At 65.6% G+C, this 17,933-nt stretch carries 16 protein-coding genes; 9 read left to right on the top strand and 7 right to left on the bottom strand.

Features of this window, described 5'->3' with window-relative positions:
• Nucleotides 1-14: 14 nt before the first annotated feature.
• The 3 genes from J2Y55_RS13910 to J2Y55_RS13900 all read left to right on the top strand — a co-directional run bounded on the left by J2Y55_RS13910 (nucleotide 15) and on the right by J2Y55_RS13900 (nucleotide 4,152).
• Nucleotides 15-1,730: a hydantoinase B/oxoprolinase family protein gene (locus J2Y55_RS13910; protein WP_310153942.1), complete on the top strand. Its 1,716-nt coding sequence runs from the start codon at nucleotides 15-17 to the stop codon at nucleotides 1,728-1,730.
• Nucleotides 1,731-1,897: 167 nt separating this feature from the next.
• The gene (locus J2Y55_RS13905; RefSeq protein WP_310153939.1) at nucleotides 1,898-2,713 is read left to right on the top strand and encodes an NAD-dependent epimerase/dehydratase family protein; all 816 of its coding nucleotides are present in this window, start codon (nucleotides 1,898-1,900) and stop codon (nucleotides 2,711-2,713) included.
• A gap of 155 nt (nucleotides 2,714-2,868) precedes the next feature.
• The gene (locus J2Y55_RS13900; protein ID WP_310153936.1) at nucleotides 2,869-4,152 is read left to right on the top strand and encodes an NAD(P)/FAD-dependent oxidoreductase; all 1,284 of its coding nucleotides are present in this window, start codon (nucleotides 2,869-2,871) and stop codon (nucleotides 4,150-4,152) included.
• A 171-nt stretch (nucleotides 4,153-4,323) separates the two neighbouring features.
• Here J2Y55_RS13900 and J2Y55_RS13895 read toward each other — a convergent pair whose 3' ends face one another.
• The 6 genes from J2Y55_RS13895 to J2Y55_RS13870 are packed head-to-tail and all read right to left on the bottom strand — an operon-like array spanning nucleotide 4,324 to nucleotide 8,980.
• Complete coding sequence (locus tag J2Y55_RS13895) at nucleotides 4,324-4,755, bottom strand: PPC domain-containing DNA-binding protein (RefSeq protein ID WP_310153932.1); 432 nt, start codon at nucleotides 4,753-4,755, stop codon at nucleotides 4,324-4,326.
• Between the two features lie 8 nt (nucleotides 4,756-4,763).
• Nucleotides 4,764-5,543 carry an SDR family NAD(P)-dependent oxidoreductase gene (locus tag J2Y55_RS13890; RefSeq protein ID WP_310153928.1) on the bottom strand — a complete coding sequence of 260 codons (780 nt, stop codon included), beginning with the start codon at nucleotides 5,541-5,543 and terminating at the stop codon, nucleotides 4,764-4,766.
• Between the two features lie 12 nt (nucleotides 5,544-5,555).
• Nucleotides 5,556-5,882: a MoaF-related domain-containing protein gene (locus J2Y55_RS13885; RefSeq protein WP_310153926.1), complete on the bottom strand. Its 327-nt coding sequence runs from the start codon at nucleotides 5,880-5,882 to the stop codon at nucleotides 5,556-5,558.
• 50 nt (nucleotides 5,883-5,932) lie between these two features.
• Entirely contained in the window at nucleotides 5,933-7,141 is a 1,209-nt protein-coding gene (locus tag J2Y55_RS13880; protein WP_310153923.1) for an MFS transporter, read from the bottom strand.
• Between the two features lie 10 nt (nucleotides 7,142-7,151).
• On the bottom strand, nucleotides 7,152-7,976 hold the full coding sequence (locus tag J2Y55_RS13875; RefSeq protein ID WP_310153920.1) for an aldo/keto reductase: 825 nt from the start codon (nucleotides 7,974-7,976) through the stop codon (nucleotides 7,152-7,154).
• 20 nt (nucleotides 7,977-7,996) lie between these two features.
• Complete coding sequence (locus tag J2Y55_RS13870) at nucleotides 7,997-8,980, bottom strand: TIGR03571 family LLM class oxidoreductase (RefSeq protein WP_310153915.1); 984 nt, start codon at nucleotides 8,978-8,980, stop codon at nucleotides 7,997-7,999.
• Nucleotides 8,981-9,069: 89 nt separating this feature from the next.
• Here J2Y55_RS13870 and J2Y55_RS13865 point away from each other — a divergent pair, with 89 nt between their 5' ends.
• The 6 genes from J2Y55_RS13865 (at nucleotide 9,070) to J2Y55_RS13840 (ending at nucleotide 16,527) form a co-directional block, all read left to right on the top strand.
• Nucleotides 9,070-9,975, top strand: a complete 906-nt coding sequence (locus J2Y55_RS13865) for a LysR family transcriptional regulator (RefSeq protein WP_310153912.1) — start codon at nucleotides 9,070-9,072, stop codon at nucleotides 9,973-9,975.
• A 353-nt stretch (nucleotides 9,976-10,328) separates the two neighbouring features.
• Nucleotides 10,329-10,991, top strand: a complete 663-nt coding sequence (locus J2Y55_RS13860; RefSeq protein WP_310153909.1) for a DUF1028 domain-containing protein — start codon at nucleotides 10,329-10,331, stop codon at nucleotides 10,989-10,991.
• A gap of 183 nt (nucleotides 10,992-11,174) precedes the next feature.
• Nucleotides 11,175-12,683 (top strand): ABC transporter substrate-binding protein, encoded by a 1,509-nt coding sequence (locus J2Y55_RS13855; RefSeq protein WP_310153905.1) that lies wholly within the window; start codon nucleotides 11,175-11,177, stop codon nucleotides 12,681-12,683.
• Between the two features lies 1 nt (nucleotide 12,684).
• On the top strand, nucleotides 12,685-13,641 hold the full coding sequence (locus J2Y55_RS13850; protein ID WP_310153902.1) for an ABC transporter permease: 957 nt from the start codon (nucleotides 12,685-12,687) through the stop codon (nucleotides 13,639-13,641).
• Nucleotides 13,641-14,492, top strand: coding sequence for an ABC transporter permease (locus J2Y55_RS13845; RefSeq protein WP_310153899.1), 852 nt, complete (start codon nucleotides 13,641-13,643; stop codon nucleotides 14,490-14,492). Before J2Y55_RS13850 ends, J2Y55_RS13845 begins: the two co-directional genes overlap by 1 nt.
• On the top strand, nucleotides 14,485-16,527 hold the full coding sequence (locus tag J2Y55_RS13840; protein ID WP_310153895.1) for an ABC transporter ATP-binding protein: 2,043 nt from the start codon (nucleotides 14,485-14,487) through the stop codon (nucleotides 16,525-16,527). The genes J2Y55_RS13845 and J2Y55_RS13840 overlap by 8 nt, the downstream gene beginning before the upstream one ends.
• Nucleotides 16,528-16,590: 63 nt before the next feature.
• Here J2Y55_RS13840 and J2Y55_RS13835 read toward each other — a convergent pair whose 3' ends face one another.
• On the bottom strand, nucleotides 16,591-17,571 hold the full coding sequence (locus J2Y55_RS13835; protein ID WP_310153892.1) for an agmatinase family protein: 981 nt from the start codon (nucleotides 17,569-17,571) through the stop codon (nucleotides 16,591-16,593).
• Nucleotides 17,572-17,933: the final 362 nt, after the last annotated feature.

Raw genomic sequence — 17,933 nt, 5'->3', positions numbered from 1 at the left:
TGACACAGCTATCCATGACACAGCTATCCACCGTCTCGCTGCAGGTGATGTGGAACCGCCTGATCTCGATCGTCGAGGAGCAGGCCCAGGCCCTGATCCGCACGGCCTTCTCGACCTCGGTGCGCGAGGCAGGCGATCTCTCGGCCGGTGTCTACAACCGCGCCGGGCTGATGCTGGCGCAGGCCGTGACCGGCACGCCGGGCCATGTCAACGCCATGGCCGATGCCGTCGCGCATTTCATCCGCGAGATCGGGCCTGCGAATATTCTCGAAGGCGATATCTACATCACCAACGATCCCTGGATGGGGACCGGGCACCTTCACGACATCACGGTCGTGACGCCGTCCTTCTATGGGGGTCGGCATGTCGGCTTCTTCGCCTGCACGGCTCATGTCGTCGACATCGGCGGGCGCGGCTTCGGGGCGGACGCCAACTCCGTCTATGAGGAAGGCCTCTACATCCCGATCATGAAGTTCGCCGACCAGGGCAAGGTCGACCAGCCCTTCGTCAGGCTGGTGCGCGGCAATATCCGCGAGCCCGACCAGGTCGTCGGCGACATCTTCGCGCTCGCGACCTGCAATGATGTCGGCCATCGCCGGCTGATCGGCATGCTCGACGAATTCGCGCTCGACGGGCTCGAGCAGGTCGGGGATTTCATCCTCGAGAATTCGCGCCGGGCGACGCTGGAGAAGATTGCGGCACTGACACCCGGCGAGGCCGAGGGCTCGATGCTCAGCGACGGCTTCGCCACGCCGATCGAACTGAAGGTCAAGGTCACGATCGGCACGGACGAGGTCTGCGTCGATTTCGCCGGCTCTTCCGGCGTCGACCCCAAAGGCATCAACTGCCCGATGGTCTATTCCAAGGCCTATGCCTGCTATGCGCTGAAATGCGCGATCGCGCCCGAGATCCCCAATAATGCGGCCTCGCTGGAACCCTTCCGCATCACCGCGCCGGACAACACGATCGTCAACGCCCTGCATCCGGCGCCGGTCGCGTTGCGCCATGTCATCGGCCATCTGATCCCGGACACGGTCTACAACGCGCTCGACAAGCTTCTGCCGAAGACGGTTCCGGCCGAGGGGGCAGGGCCGCTCTGCAATTTCCAGGTTTCGCTGCGGCCGGCCTCGGAAGCCTCGCGCCTGGCCGGGGCAAGGCGCGCCGAGGTGCTGATGTTCAACTGCGGTGGCTCGGGCGCGCGCCCGACTCTCGACGGCATGAACACGACCGCCTTCCCATCCGGCGTCATGACCATGCCGATCGAAGCGACGGAGCATGCCGGTCCGATCATCATCTGGCGCAAGGAGTTGCGGCCCGATTCCGGCGGCGCTGGCCGCTTTCGCGGCGGCCTCGGTCAATTCATGGAGGTCGGGGCCATCGCAGGGCATGTCTTCGACATGTCCGCGATGTTCGACCGCGTGAAGCATCCGCCGCGCGGACGCCTGGGCGGCGCGGACGGCGCCGCGACCGAGATCCGGCTCGACGATGGCACAGCCATGGCCGGCAAGGGTCGCCAGGCCGTTCCTGAGGGCCGCAAGGTCGTGCTGTCGCTGCCTGGTGGCGCCGGCTACGGTCCGGCCGCCGAGCGCGGCCGCGCCGAGGTGCTGCGCGACCTCGCGCTCGGCTATATCTCGGCCAAGACCGCCAGAATCGATTACGGGCTTGGCGACGCCGAGATCGCGGCGGTTGAAGCCGGACTCAAGCGCGGCGAACTGCCGTCGGCCGGATAAAGCCGTGCCGCAACATGAGAGCATTGCTCTAAGATTTTAGAATCGATCACGTTTCCTGCATTCTGACGGAACCGTCCGAATGCGACGTGATCTCAGGACGCTGATTATCTCTATCACTGCCGCGCTGGCATGGTGCGGCGGTCAGCCTGTGACGACGCGAGGACCGAATGCCACATTACGACCGAATCCTGATCACCGGCGCAGCCGGCCGTCTCGGCTCGCAGCTTCGCGCCGGCCTTGCGCCGCTGGCCAGGACGATCCGCGTCGCCGATCGCGAGCCGCTCGGCCCGCTTGCCGCCAATGAGGAGCAGGCGATCTTCGACCTCGCGGATATGGAGGCGACGATCGCGGCGACGGAAGGGTGCGATGCCATCGTCCATTTCGGCGGTGCGCCGACCGAGCGCGAATGGCAGACCATTCTGGATGCCGGTATTCGCGGCTCCTACCATATTTACGAAGGCGCCCGGAAACACGGCGTGAAACGCATCGTCTACGCGTCGTCGGTCCATGCGATCGGCTATCACGAGGTCGGAGCCCAGATTTCGGTCGATGCGCCGGTTCGCCCCGACTGCCTGTACGGTGTCGGCAAGACCTTCGTCGAAAGCCTGAGCCGGCTCTATTGGGACAAGTTCGGCATCGAGACGGCGTGCCTGCGCATCTTCTCGTCCTTTCCCGAACCCGTCGACCGCCGGATGCTCTGGTCCTATCTGTCCTTCGCCGATTGCGTGCGCCTCGTCGAAGCTTCGCTGACGGCGCCCTTCGTCGGCCACACCATCTCGTTCGGCACCTCGGACAACAAGGTCAAGGCCGTCGACAACAGCGGCGCCGGTCATCTCGGCTACCACCCGCAGGACAGTTCGGAACCGTTCCGCGCCAAGGTCGAAGCCAGCGCGCCGGCTCTCGATCCGAAATCTCCGGCCGGCCGGTATCTCGGCGGCAAGTTCTGCGAGATGGGCCATCCCGACGACGAAGCGACGGCATGATCCTCGCAGCGCGCGCCCTAACCGCATCGTCATTGCGAGCGTAGCGAAGCAATCCAGGAGCGGCCGTGTTCCACGCTCCCCTGGATTGCTTCGTCGCTACGCTCCTCGCAATGACGATGCGGCCTGAATAGATCAGATGAGAACGGAGCAGAGATATGCTGGATGACAAGCGGTCGCATGGGCTGTGGGAGCTGTCCGCGCCGCCTCCACCGCCGACCGCCGCTCTGACCGGCGCCGTCTCGGCCGATGTGGTCGTCGTCGGCGCCGGCTATACCGGGCTTTCGGCAGCTCTCCATCTGGCGAAGGCCGGCAGGAAGGTCGTGGTTCTGGAGGCGGCCGAGATCGGCTTCGGCGCGTCCGGCCGCAATTCCGGCTTCGTCAATGCCGGCCTCTGGGTCATGCCCGACGACCTGATCGCGACGCTCGGCCCGGTCTATGGCAACCGCCTGATCGGGCTGCTCGGCGAGGCGCCGCGAGAGGTCTTCGCTCTGACCGAGCGCTACGGCATGCAATGCCAAGCCGACCATCGCGGAACCTATCATTGCGCCGTCGGGGCCAGCGGCCTGAAGCAACTGCAGGCGCGCCAGGCGCAGTGGAGCCGTCTTGGCGCCAAGGTCGAGTTGCTGAGCGCAAGCGACACGCAGTCCAGGACCGGTGCTGCCGGCTATACCGGCTCGCTGTTCGATCCGCGCGCCGGCACGATCCAGCCGCTCGCCTATGCACGCGGCCTGGCGAGCGCCGCGATGACGGAGGGCGCCACCATCCACACCGGCAGCGCGGTGACCTCTTTCGACCGCATTGGCGACGCCTGGCAGGTCAAGACCGCCGGCGGCAGCGTCAGCGCCGATTGGCTCATCCTGGCGACGGATGCGTATTCGACCGGGACGACCTCCGCCATCCGCGAGGAGCAGGTCCATCTGCCCTATTTCCATGTCTCGACCGCGCCGCTGAGCCACAACCTCCGCAAGACCATCATGCCGAATGGCGGCGCGGGCTGGGACACCAAGACCATCCTGAGCGGCTTCAGGCTCGATGCGGAGGGGCGCCTGATCGTCGGTAGCGTCGGCGCGCTGCGTGGGACCGGGCTCAGCATTCACCGCGCCTGGATCAAGCGGCATATCCGCAAGCTCTTCCCGCAGCTCGGCGAATTCGAGCTTGAGACGGAATGGTACGGCAAGATCGGCATGACGCCGGATCACCTGCCGAGACTGCACAGCTTTGGCCGCAACGCGATCGGCTTCAACGGCTACAATGGACGCGGCATCGCGCCGGGTACGGTCTTCGGGCGCGAGCTCGCCCGGCTTATACTCGGCGAAATCGATCTCGAAGGTATGCCGCTGCCGGTGTCCGAGGTCGCCATGCCAGCCTTCCGGGCCATGAAGGAGGCCTATTACGAGGTCGGTGCGCAGGTGGCGCACCTTCCGATCGCGCCGGCATGAAGCGCTTAGAGGCTGCCTGGAAACCTCCCGAGCCCTCATCCTGAGGAGCCATTTCCTTGGGAATGGCGTCTCGAAGGATGCTCCAGGAGGCTCCCGAACCATCTGGAGCATCCTTCGAGACGCCGCTGACGCGGCTCCTCAGGATGAGGGCTGGAGTTTCCAAACGGTCTCTCAGAGCTGCAGCACGTTTGCGCCGATCCCGGGATCGACCGCGCGCTCCAGGCGGGTCGCGATCACGGTCACGCTGATCTCCAGCGAACCACGCCCGACTTCGAGCGCCAGCAGATGCCCGCCGAAGGTGCGAAAGCTGTCGTCTCCGGCTGTGCCATGGGCATGGATGGATGGCTCGCCGTCCTTCCAGGCCAGCGTCCCCGACAGGTTCGTCAGCTCAAGGTCATGCATCGTCTTCGGCGCGTATTCCTTCTTCTCGTAATCGAAGAAGCCGAAGGTCACATGGCCGGCGAAGCCGAGGCCACTGATGAAGGCGGATGGGATTGCCTCCTCCCGCATCAGGGCTTCAAGCCGGGCGAAGACATCGTCGCCCTGGCGCAGGACCATCAGGAAACCGGTCGGTGTCGCGATATGGCGTCTGGGCTCGCGCATCGCGGGGCTCATATGATCGTCGGCGTGATGCCGCCATCGACCCGCAGCGCGGCGCCGTTCGTCGCCGCCGAGAGCGGGCTTGCCAGATAGGCGACAAGGCTGGCGACCTCTTCGGGCTCGATCATGCGCTGGATCAGCGAGCTTGGGCGCTCCTTGGCGAAATACTCCTGCTCCATTTCGCCGGCGGGAAGGTTCGGGTCGCTGGCGACACTGCGCAGGAAATCCTCGATACCCGCAGAGCGCGTCGTGCCGGGCAGCACGGAATTGACGGTGACACGCGTGCCCTTGGTCGTCGCCGCCAGCCCGCGCGAGATGGCGAGCTGCGCTGTCTTGGTCATGCCGTAATGGATCATGTTCGGTGGAACCAGGACCGCGCTTTCGCTGGAGATGAAGATGATCCGTCCCCAGTCCCGCGCCAGCATGCCCGGCAAGTAGTGCTGGGAGAGGCGGGCGCCGCTCAATACGTTGATCTCGAAGAAGCGGCGCCAGTCCTCGTCGGTGATCTCGCCGAACGCCTTGGATTCGTAGATGCCGAGATTGTTGATCAGGATATCGATGTCCGGCACGGCGGCAGTCAGTGCCGCCGCCCCTTCGGCGCTGGCCGGGTCAGCGAGCACGGCGCGAACGCTGCCGCCGATCGCGCTGGCGGCAATATCGAGATTGGCCTGTGAGCGTCCGCAAATGATGACCTTCGCGCCTTCCGCAGCAAGTGAGCGGGCGATCGCCAGTCCGATGCCGGCGGTCGCGCCGGTGACGAGCGCGGTCTTGCCGGTGAGTTGCAGATCCATCGGGTCGTCTCCTCAATTCTGGTGGACGGGTCCCAGCGGCTTCAGGCTGCCTTCCAGGCGGAAGAACTGAGCGTCGGGAGTGGTGAAGAAGGCCAATGAGCGGCCTGCTTCGAAATCGTCGATGTGAACGACGGTCGAACCGTCGGCCTCCTGCCAGGAGATCGCATAGGTGCCGCCGAAAAGATGGCGCCACTCGAACGCGACGGTCGCGCTGTTGCCGGTGAGCGCTCCGCCCGTGATCTCGTAGGTCAACGAGCGGCCCTCTTCGGCATAGGCGTTGCTGGCGACGAGATCGCCATAGTCGACTTCGAAGCGTTGTCCGGCCAGCGGAAAAGACATCTCATTCATCCCTGTTCGATCTCGCCTGTTTGATCTCGAAGCGCAGCGCGTCACGCTTCGCATGCCCGTAGCTTCGGGCGGGCGCGTCCCAGCCAGACCAGGCCCAGCCCTGCCGCCGCGAGCAGCCCGCCGGCGACCGGCACGGCCGCATAGCCGAGGCCAAGGCTGATCACGGCGCCACCGACGGCCGCGCCGAGCGCATTGCCAAGGTTGAACGCGCCGACATTGATCGACGAGGCAAGGCCCGGCGCTTCCGATGCCGCCTGCATCACCCGCATCTGAACCGGCGGCACGATGGCGAAGGCCGCTGCGCCCCAGACGACGAGCCCGATCGCGGCGCCAACCTGGCTGGAAAGCACGAAAGGCAGCGCCAGCATGATGAGCGCGAGAGCGCCCAGGAAGCTCCTGGTCGCGCCATCCAGCGACCAGTCGGCGAGCTTTCCGCCAACTCCGTTGCCGATGGTGAAGCCGACGCCGATCAGTACGAGGGCGAGCGTGACGAAGCCCTCCGAGGCGCCGGTCAGTTCGGTCAATGTCGGCGCGACATAGGTGTAGAGCGTGAACATGGCGCCGGCCCCCATCACCGTCGTCGCCATGGCCAGCAGCACGGCCGGGCGCGTGAGGACGCGCAGTTCCCGCCTGACATCCGGCATCGTGCCGGCTTCGCCCCTCGGCAAGGCGAGCCACAGCGCCGCGATGGCAATGAGCCCCAATCCCGCCGTGCCCGCAAAGGCCATGCGCCAGCCAATCTGTTGGCCGATCCAGGTCGCAGCCGGCACGCCGCCGATATTGGCGATGGTCAACCCCATGAACATGGTTGCGACGGCGCTGGCCTGCTTCTCCTTCGGCACCACGCTCGCAGCGACGATCGAGCCGAGCCCGAAGAAGGCGCCGTGATTGAGGCTGGTGACGAGGCGCGCGGCCAGCAGCGTCCAGTAGTCGGGTGACAGCGCCGACAGGAGATTGCCGATGGTGAAGATGCCCATGAGCAGCATCAGCGCGGTGCGTTTGCCGAACCGACTGAAGGTCAGCGTCATTGCCGGGGCGCCGATCATGACGCCGATCGCGTAAGCGCTGACGAGCAGGCCGGCGGTCGGGATCGAGACATTCACCCCCTCCGCGATGACGGGCAGGAGCCCCATCGGTGCGAACTCGGTCGTCCCAATGCCGAAGGCGCCGACGGCCAGGGCGATAAGCGGCCAGTTGATACCGGCTGCATCACCCTGTTCGGGCTGGGTGCTTGACGTTGCAGTGGTCATGTCCTGTTCCTCATGCGTCCCAGGCGGGTGCCAGGCCGGGAGGGCTGACGAGCCGGCCGTCGGGACGAGCCAGCTTGGCGATCGCCGCCATGTCCTCGTCGCTGAGAGCGAAATCGAAGACGGCGAAATTCTCGGCGACGCGCTCGGGCTTGGCTGTCTTGGACAGCGCGATGAATCCCTGCTGGATCAGCCAGCGCAGCCCGACCTGCGCGGCGCTCTTGCCGTAGGTCTTGCCAATGCGCTGGAGCACCGGCTCGCGCGGCACTGCGCCGTCAGCCATGCCGTAATAGGCGGTGATCGCGATGCCGGCCGCCCGGGCAGCATCAGTCATCGCGCTCTGGTCGAGATAGGGGTGCAGTTCGATCTGGTTGGTGACGATCGGCGCCTTGCTCGATGAGATCGACTCCCTGAGCTGCGCGACATTCTGGTTGCTGACGCCGATGAAACGGGTCTTGCCGGCGGCCTGCACGGCATTGAGCATCTCGATCTGATCCGCGATGGCGACCTTGTCGGCAGGCCAATGCAGCAGGAGCAAGTCGAGCTGATCGACCCTGAGCTTGTCGAGGCTCTCCTCGACCGACGCCGCGAATTTTTGCGGGCTGTAGTTGTCGACCCAGACCTTGGTGGTCAGGAAGAGATGCTTGCGCTGCGCGCCGGCGGTCTGCAAGGCCCGGCCGAGTGCCGCTTCGTTGCCATAGATCTGGGCGGTGTCGAAATGCGTGAAGCCGGCTTCCAAAGCGGCTGGAACGACGCGCTCCACCTCCGCATCCGACATCCGGAACACGCCGAAGCCAAGGGCGGGGATTTCGGCGCCGTGCGCCTTTACGATCTGCATGGGTCGTTCTCCTGTGGTTGTCACGCGGCCAGTGCCGCCTTGTTGTCGGCGAGCGCCGGAATGACCTCCGACGCCAGTTCCTCGATCACCTCGCCGGGCGGTCGTGCCGACTGCCGCAGATTGATCGCGATATGGTCGACCCCGCCGCGCCCAAGCGCGCGGAAATGCGCGATCAGCGCCTTGCGCCCGGTCCGCGCACCGAAGCGGATCGGCTGCATCGGGGCGTCGGGGGCGTCGCGGAGGTCGAGATGGAAGGCGCTGATGAAGGGGCGCATGCCACCGGTCGCATTCGCCCAATCGCTCGCCTGCGCGATCAGCCGGTCAACGCTGCCGGGATAGACGAAGCGGCCATCCATGGTCTCCGCGAGCCAGGCCTCGTCCTGTTGGGCGCGGCCGGCAACGATGAGCGGGATGCTCGCCTGTGCCGGTCGGGGCAGGAGATCGAGCGACGCCACGCGCTGCCCGTCCACCGGCAGGCCGCCGTCCTGCCAGGCGGCACGGAGATAGCCGACCGCATCGCGGAAAGCCTGTCCACGGCTGTCGAAGTCGAGTCCGAGCAAGGGATACTCGATCGGCCGGTCGCCGCTCGCCACGCCGAGGATCAACCGCCCGCCGGAAAGGGCGTCGATCGAGGCCGCGGCCTTTGCCGTCATCAGCGGATGGCGGATCGGCAGGACCACGGCGGCGGTCCCGAGCGCGACCTTGCGGGTGATGCCTGCGAGAAAGCCCACAAAGGCGAAAACATCATAGACGGAGCCGGCATCGCCCATGTTCACGGCATCGAAGACGGGGACGTCGCGCACCCAAAGCGCCGCGAAGCCCAGGCTGTCGATCTTGCGGACGAGGTCGCTTTGCGCGGAGAGGTCGGGTACGCCGCGCGGGCGTCCCTCAGCGATGCGACGTGCCTCACCGTCGGGAGACCAGTCATTGTCGAGCGGGAGCTCGATTCCGAGCGTCAGCCGGTCGGTCGTCCTGATCAGGTCGAGTGCAGAGATCTTTGACATGCAGGGAAGATGGGCCCCGCAGACGCGCTTGATAATCCGCTCGCTCTCCACATTATCTGTGAAGCAGGTTCACAGATGGCAGGGCCGTGATGGACAATCGCGCAGGCGAGATGCAGGTCTTCCTCAGGGTCGTCGAAGCCGGGAGCTTTTCCGAGGCGGCACGGCTGCTGCGCATGACACCCTCGACGGTCAGCAAGCTGATCGGCCGGATCGAGGCACGCCTTGGCGTCCGCCTGCTGGAGCGTTCGACACGCCGTCTCTCGCTGACCAGCGAGGGCCAGATCTATTACGAACGAAGCCTCGCGCTGCTGGCTGAGCTTGAGGAGATGGAGCGTGACCTGGCGCTGGGTGGGGCGAATGCGGGCGGCACCGTTCGCGTCAATGCCTCCGTCGCCTTCGGCGTGCTCGGCCTGGAGCCCTTGCTTCCGGCTTTCTGGCAGGCGCATCCCAACATCATCGTCGATCTGTCGCTGTCCGATGAGATCGTCGATCTTTATCTGGACCGCACCGATGTCGCCTTCCGCGTCGGGGCGTTGCAGGACTCGACCATGATGGCGCGGCGGATCGGCGTCGCCCACCGCAAGATCGTCGCGGCCCCGAGCTATCTCGCCCGCCACGGGACACCCCGGACGATCGACGATCTCACCAGGCACAACTGCCTCGGCTTCAACTTCCGCCGCGCTGCTCCCGTCTGGCCGCTTAGGGAAAGCGGCCGCATCGTCGATCGCACGGTGAATGGCGCACTGCTCGCCAATAATGGCGAGACGGTGCGGCGCATGGCCCTCGCGGGTGTCGGCCTGGCACGCCTCGGCGACTATCACGCCCGCGCCGATATCGCCGCCGGACGATTGGTCGAAGTCCTGTCAGACGCGGTCAAGGGCGACGAGGAGGAGATTCACGCGCTCTATCTTGGCGGTCCCCGGTTGCCGCAGCGCGTGCGCGTCTTCCTCGATTTCGTCAGCCCGCGGCTTCAGCACTTCTTGAATGAGCCATAGCCAGGGCTGCCGGACAAATTTGCAGCGGCCTGCCGGAACGTCCGAGATCGGTATTCGCCGGCCGAATGGCACCATCGCATAAAGCATAGCTGCGCCGATTGCTGCGCGTGCCCATTCGTCACACTCTGCCTCCGAGGGAAGCCGGCCAGTCGAGGCTGCTCCAGCTCATTTGGGGCGCCCCGCCGGCCGAGGCTCAGTTCTTGCTGGCGGCAGAATGGGCTGCGGAGAGGGTCGTCAAGGTTCGATGGAGAGGCAATACAGAATGGCGCGACAGCGAGCGATCGACGGGGCTTTGTGTGGATCGCCCCAATGGCTGGACACAGCCTTGTTCGCGCAGCAATGAGCCGGCTGCGATGACGTATTCGATTGCTGGCATGTGCCGACGAACAGGCATGTTCGGTCTTGCGGTCACGACATCGTCGATTGCCGTGGGAAGCCGCTGTCCCTTCGCGAAAGCCGGCGTTGGGGCCGTTCTGACCCAGCATTGCACGGATCCCCGGCTGGGACCGCGCGGCATAGCCCTGCTTGAAGAGGGCAAGACGGCGGCGGAGATTATCGCCGCCCTCACGGATGCCGGGCCCGAGATCGAGCATCGGCAGCTCGCGGTCATCGACAGGCACGGTGGCACGGCCTGGTTCCATGGCAAGCGTATCCTCTCGACCCATCACGCGTCGCAGGCCGATGGTTGCGTCGCGATCGGGAACATCATCCGCACGCCATCCGTCGTCGACGCGATGACCGGGACCTTCGCGAGCCTTCCCGACGCCCATCTCGGGGAAAGGCTGATGGCAGCCCTGGAGGCCGGCTACGAGGCGGGTGGGGAGCTCAAGCAGGAGAAGTCCGCCGCCTTGCTCGTCGTTCACAAGGAGGCCTTCCCGCTGGTCGATCTGCGGGTCGATTACGACCGGGCCGCAATCTCCCAGCTGCGCTTCCTCTGGGAGAACTACACGCCTGTCATGGCTTCCTATGTCGAGCGCGCGCTCGATCCCGAAGCCTCGAAATACTGGGTCAAGTGAGCCTTGCGTCGCCTTTCCCAGGTTAAAGCCTTTTCGCGCGAAGCGCGACACCGCTGCGCCTGAAGAAAGCGCGTCAAAACAAATAGATAGAGCAATTTCACGACCCAATCGGATCGGAAATCGCTCTGGAACGATCACCCCACGCCGCATCTGTGCAAGCCGCATCTGTGAAGGAGAACAGCCGTGACGATCCTCTCCCGCCGCGACCTTGTCGCAGGTGTCGGTGCTGCCGCCTTGCTAGGCCCCATGCCTGCCCGCGCTCAAGGGGCCAATATCGCCCGCATCGCCATGGCCGGCTCGATCCGGACACTCGATCCCACCATGACCAGCAGTGCCGACGAGTACATCTACGACGTGCTCGTCTTCAACGGCCTGGTCCGGATCAAGGAAGACATGACGATCGCCTCCGATCTGGCGGAAAGCTGGAGCTGGGACAGCGGTTTGAAGTCCTGCACCTTCAAGCTGAAGCCGGGCGTGAAATTCCACAACGGGCGCGAAATGACCTCCGCCGACGTGGTCGCCACCTTCCGCCGCATCGTCGACCCGGCCACGGGCGCGATCGCCCGCAATACCTTCGAGATGATCGAGGCGATCGAGGCGAGCGACCATCTGACCGTCACCTTCACGCTGAAATATCCCTATGCCGGCTTCGTCGACATTCTCGGCGACCGCCAGGCTAAGATCGTCCCGGCTGACGCCATCGAGACCATGGCGACCCAGCCCATCGGGACCGGCCCGTTCCGCTTCCGCAGCCATACGCCCGGCGACCGGATCGTGCTCGTGCGTCACGACGATTATTTCGAGAAGGGCCTGCCCAAGCTCGCCGGCGTCGAGCTGCGCATGATGCCCGAGATGAGCTCGCGGCTGAATGCGCTCAAGGCGGGAGACATCGATATCGTCTGGGAGCTGAACCCTGAGGATATCAAGGTGCTGCGCGAGAACCCGAGCCTGCGGGTAGAAAGCGTCACCTCTGCATCCTGGGATACGGCGGTGATGAACAACACCATCGCGCCGTTCAACGATGTGCGTGTCCGCAAGGCTTTCCATCTGGCCGTGGATAAGCGCGATGTGATCGATCTGACGCTCTTCGGCGAAGGGGCGCCGGTTCACAGCCCGATTGCGCCGTCGAGCGCGGCTTTCGCAACGGATCTGCCGATCGCCAAGTCCGATCCGGCGGCGGCACGGAAGCTGTTGCGCGAGGCCGGATATCCCAACGGCGTCAAGGTTCCGCTGGTCATTCCGGTCGGCCGCGCCACGCGCGAACGGCTTGGCGTCACGCTGCAGCAGCTTGCCCGTCCCGGCGGTTTCGACATCGAGATCCAGCGTGTGCCGGCGGCGCGCTATCTGGCGGAGGTGTCCGGCAAGGCGCCGCTCTATGTTGACGGCTATTTGGCGCGCCCGACGCTCGATACCGCGACTTATTCCTTCCTTCACTCGACCGGCGTCTTCAACAATCTGCTCTGGCACTACAACAATCCCGATGTCGACAAGACGCTGGAGGCGGCGCGAAGGGCCATCGATCCCGCCCAGCAGCGCGAGCATTATGTCCAGCTGCAGCGCCTGCTTTTCGACAATCCGCCGGGCTTCTTCGCCTATGCGGTGAATTTCGGCTGCGCTTATCGCAGCGCCCTGAAGGGCGTCACCGCCCATCCGATGCGCTGGTTCGATCTGCGCAACGCAAGCTTCGCCTGACATGCTGGTCTATGCCGCGCGCCGCATCCTGGGCATGGTCGTCGTTCTCTTCGCCATGTCGGCGGTGGTTTTCGCGGCTATCCATCTGCTGCCCGGCTCGGTCGCGCATATGGTGCTGGGCGAATACGCCACGGCCGAGGCCGTGGCGGCGCTGGAGCTGAAACTCGGCCTGCGCGACCCGATCCTGGTGCAATACTGGCGCTGGCTCTCGGGCGTGCTGCGTGGCGAGTTCGGCCAGGCGCTCTCGATCGATCAGCCGGTCGCCAGGCTGATCGGCGGGGCGCTTGAACGCTCGGCTGCGCTCGGCGGCATGAGCCTGCTGCTGGTGGCGATCATGGGCATCGCGCTGGGCATTCATTCCGCCGTCCATCGCGGTTCGCTGAGCGACCGTGTTCTGACCATGATGCAGTATACGCTGATCGCCATCCCCGAATTCTTCTGGTGCACCGTCGCCATCATCGTCTTCGCGGTCTGGCTCGGCTGGCTGCCGGCGACCGGCTATACACCGCTCGCTGATGCCGGCCTGCTGCAATGGCTGCGGCATCTGATCCTGCCGGTGGTCTGCCTGTCGCTGGGTCTGACGGCGCATGTCTCGCGCATGGTGCGCTCGTCGATGCTGGAGGCGATCGAGAGTCGCTACGTCTTGGCCGCGCGCGCCAAGGGCGTGCCCGAGCGGCTGGTGCTGCTGCGGCACGCGCTGCCCAACGCCATGCTGCCGGCGATCACGGTGCTCGCCATCGACGCCGGCATCCTGATCGGCGGCATCGTCGTGGCGGAAACCGTGTTCTCCTTTCCGGGGCTGGGAAGCCTGTTGATGTACGCCATCCAGAACCATGACATCCCACTGCTGCAGGCCGGGATGCTTGTCGTCACGGCGGTCTATTCGCTGGCGACGCTGGCCGCAGATCTCGCATCGGCCATGCTGAACCCGCGCATCCGGCTGGGGGCCGCGCATTGATGACGGCCGTCGCGCAGAAACGCCGCCGCCGGCATGTGCCGCTCATTCTCGTGGCGGGAGCCGCCATCGTCGTCGTCATGGTCCTGCTCGGGCTGATCGGACCCTGGATCGCGCCCTATGATCCCACCATGTTCGCGGTCCGCAGCCGCATGCAGCCACCCTCCGGCCTGCACTGGTTCGGCACCGACGAGTTCGGCCGCGATGTGCTCTCGCGCATTCTGGCCGGCGGCTATTATTCGCTGGCGATGGGCTTCGGCGCCACGGCGATCAGCCTCGTCATCGGTGTCCCGCTGGGGCTGATCGCCGCCTTCTATCGCGGCTGGGTCGACGATGTGATCATGCGGATCATCGATCTGATGATTTCGCTGCCGCCGATCCTCGTCGGCCTGCTGATCCTGGCCGTGACCTCGCCGGGGCTGGGCAAGACCATCGTCGCGGTCGGGCTGGTCTATGTGCCGATCATGACGCGTCTGACGCGCTCGGTGGCGCTTAGCGTGCTGGCGCAGGACTTCATCGAGGCCGCCGCCGCCCGCAGGGAGAAGACCGTCTACATTCTCTGGCGCGAGGTTCTGCCGAATGTCTGGCCGACCATCATCGTCGAGGCTTCGCTGCGCATCACCTTCGCGATCCTGCTGGGTTCCGCGCTCTCCTTTCTCGGTCTCGGCCCGCAGCCGCCCGCCAGTGAATGGGGCTTGATGATCGCTGAAAGCCGGCCCTTCCTCGATCGCGCGCCCTGGATCGGCCTTGCGCCCGGTCTGTGCCTCTGCGTTCTGCTGGTCGCCGTCAATTTCGTCGGCGAGGGCCTGCGCGACCTGCTCGATCCTCGCATGCAGGGGCGCGGTCATGGCTGACGCTCTGCTCGATATTCAAGGCCTGTCGCTGCGCTACGCGACGGCCAACGGCTCTGTCACGGCGTTGGACGATGTTTCGCTGGCGATCCCGCGCGGTGGCGCGATGGGCCTCGTCGGCGAAAGCGGCTCCGGCAAATCGTCCATGCTGCTGGCCATGCTCGGCCTGCTGGGCAAGGGTGCCGCGGTCACGGCCGATGCAGCCCGCTTCGACGGGCAGGATCTGCTGAAGGTCGCCGCGTCCCTGCGCGGGCGGCGGATCGGAACCGTTTTCCAGGACCCTTCGGCGGCGCTCAATCCAGCATTGACCATCGGCGTGCAGGTGGCTGAGCCACTGACCCTGCATCGCGGCATGAACTGGCGCGAGGCAATGGAGCGAGCCGAGGGGCTGCTGGCGGAAACCGGTATCCACGATCCCGCCGCGGTGCTGAAGGCCTATCCGCATCAATTGTCGGGCGGCATGAAGCAGCGCGCCGTGATTGCCCAGGCGCTCGGCTGCGAGCCGGACCTGCTGCTGCTCGACGAGCCGACGACCGCGCTCGACGTCACGGTCGAGGCGCAGATCCTCGATCTGCTCGACGCACTGCGGGCGCGGCGCGGGATCTCATTGCTGCTGGTCAGCCATAATCTCGGCATCGTCGACCGGATCTGCGACGACCTGACGGTGCTCTATGCCGGCCGCGTGGTGGAGCAGGGGCCCTGTGCACGGGTTCTGGCCGGGCCGCGCCATCCCTATGCGCGCGGGCTGATGGCCGCCATGCCGGTCATCAGCCATGCCAAGCAGCGCTTGACCTCGATCGAGGGAAACCTGCCGGATCTGACGGTGGTCGATCCCGGTTGCAATTTCGCGCCGCGCTGTCCCTTCGCGGTGCCCTCATGCGCCGAGCCCCAGGCCTTGGCAGGCGAGGGCGATCATCGCGTGCGCTGCCACCGGGCGGCGCAGACGGCGACTCTGCCCTGGCCTGAGCAGAAGAATGAGGCCCCGGCGTCGACGGAGGCCACGCCGGAGCGCAGGCCCTTACTCGAGGCGCGGGGCATGAGCCGGCGTTTCGCCGGCCATGGCGGCCTCTGGCGCAGTCTCGACTGGCGTGGCGGCTGGCCGAAGCTGGCGCCGCGCAAGAGTGTCGTCGCGGTCGACGATGTAACGATCGAGGTCCGCAGCGGCGAGGTTCTGGGCCTTGTCGGGGAATCCGGCAGCGGCAAGTCGACGCTTGGGCGGCTGCTCTTACGTCTGGTCCCCGCCGATGCGGGGCAGCTCGAGTTCGGTGGCACCGAGGTTCCGCTGCGCCCCTCCAGCGCTTTCTGCCAGCAGGCGCAGATCATTTTCCAGAACCCGGATTCCGCGCTCAACCCGCATCATACGGTTCAGGAAGTCCTGAAGCGCCCGCTCGAACTATTCGGGATCGCCAAAGGGGCGGCGGTGGGCGCGGAGATCGACCGGCTGCTGGATCTGGTCCGGCTGCCGCGCAGCTATCGCACGCGCTATCCGCACCAGATGTCGGGTGGGGAGAAGCAGCGCATCGGCATTGCGCGCGCCCTTGCGGGGCGGCCGCGTTTCGTCGTCTGCGATGAGGCGGTCTCGGCGCTCGACGTCTCCGTTCAGGCTGCCGTGCTGAACCTGCTTTCCGACCTGCGGGCGCAGTTCGGCCTGTCCTATCTGTTCATCTCGCACGATATCGGCGTGATCGCACATATCTCCGACCGGATCGCGGTGATGTATCGCGGCGCCATCGTGCAGCAGGGCGAGGCGGCCCAGGTGCTGCGCGGCCCGCACCACCCCTATACGGCCTCGCTGCTGTCGGCCGTTCCTGTCGTTGGTTCGGCAAGGTCGCAGGCGGACAACCGCATCAGGCTGGCCGAGAATCCCATGGCTGCTCCCGGCGAAAAGGGCTGTTCCTTCGCCTCACGCTGCCCACAACAGCTCGGCAACCTGTGCCGGACCCAGGTGCCGGCGCAGCGCCGGCTGAGCAACGGCGTCATGATGGCGTGTCACCTGCCGGACGCCCAACTGGAGACGGTCGCGCTGGGCTTGTCCTAGAGAAATTTCCGGTCAAATTGGATCATCAGATTGCTCTAGATCATTGTTTTAACGTTCTTTCTTTCAGGTATCAGCAATAGACTTCGACGACAACCCGTAGAGCAGGCTCAGGATCAGCGAGGCGCCCGTCGAGCCGGTGATGTTGCGCGGATCGAAGGGCGGCGAGATCTCGACGAGGTCGGCGCCGATCACCTTGCCGCTCGCGCCGATCTTGCGCAGCGCATACTGGATGTCGTGAGCGGGAAGGCCGAACGGGTTTGGGGCCGCGGTTCCCGGTGCCTGCGACAGGTCCAGCACGTCGATGTCGACGGAGACGTAGATCGCGTCCGTGCCGTTCCCGGCGACCTCGAGCGCCTGCTCGACCACGGCGGCCATGCCGCGCTCACGAACCTCGAGGCCGGAGACGACGGTGACGCCCATCGCCTTGGCGTAGTCGTCGAGTTGCGGCGAGTTGGTGAACTCGGCCATGCCGATCTGCACCAGATTGGGGCCGCTCAGCAGCGTGCCGGGCATCTCCAGCGTCTTGCGGAAGGGCACGCCGCTCGATTCAGCGCCCAGATGCGCCTTGCGCAGATCGTGATGGGCATCGAAATGGATCACGCCGAGCTTCTTGCCCGGGCCCATCGCCTCCATCACGCCGCGCATATTGGGATAAGCGATCGAATGGTCGCCGCCGATCATCACCGGCACGATCCCGCGCGAGACCAGCGTGCTGACCGTCTGCGTGATGCGCTTGAAGGTGCCTTCCATATCGGTGAGCACCACCTGAACGTCGCCGATATCGGCAGCGCGGAAATCCGTCATGGTGCGGCGGTCGCGGCTCGAATAGGTGGTGAAATACATCAGGCCCTGGCGCACGGCATCGGGGCCATGTCGCGAGCCCGTCCTGACCACGGAAGCGCCGTCATAGGGCACGCCGACGATGGCGCAGTCGAGATCGAGCGTGCCGTCCCAGCTCAGCCAGGCGCCGGCGCGATGCTCCGCCACATCGCCCTTCATGGTGTTGACGATCAGGCCGGGCGGGAGAAGATCGAGATGTTTCAAGCTGCGCTCCTTGCTGTCCGTGGATCGAGATTAGACATGCCGGGCACGGCTGGTGAAGTGAAGTTTCGTCGGCCTTCAGGTGAGGGATTTCGAGCTATGGAGGCAATGCGGCCAGCACGGCCGATACCATGATCGCGCCGCTAGCGGAGCGGCGAGAAGGCGAGGGCGATCATGGTATCGGCCCGACATCCTTATCCGTGCACCAGCGGATGCATCCCTGACTGATCCAAAAACGGCATCCACACCGCAATATGCGGGCCGGTTCAGAACGAGCCAGCCTTTGGCACGAAACGCAGCCGCACACCGGGCGGCTGCGTTTGCATGCGGACTATGAGTTCAGGTCCAAAGGCTTCGACGAAATG

The sequence above is a fragment of the Allobosea sp. BE125 genome, from assembly GCF_031456075.1.
In the GTDB taxonomy this organism is placed as follows: domain Bacteria; phylum Pseudomonadota; class Alphaproteobacteria; order Rhizobiales; family Beijerinckiaceae; genus Allobosea.
The sequence above is the reverse complement of the archived record's forward strand: the minus strand, read 5'-3'. Positions and strand labels throughout refer to the sequence as shown.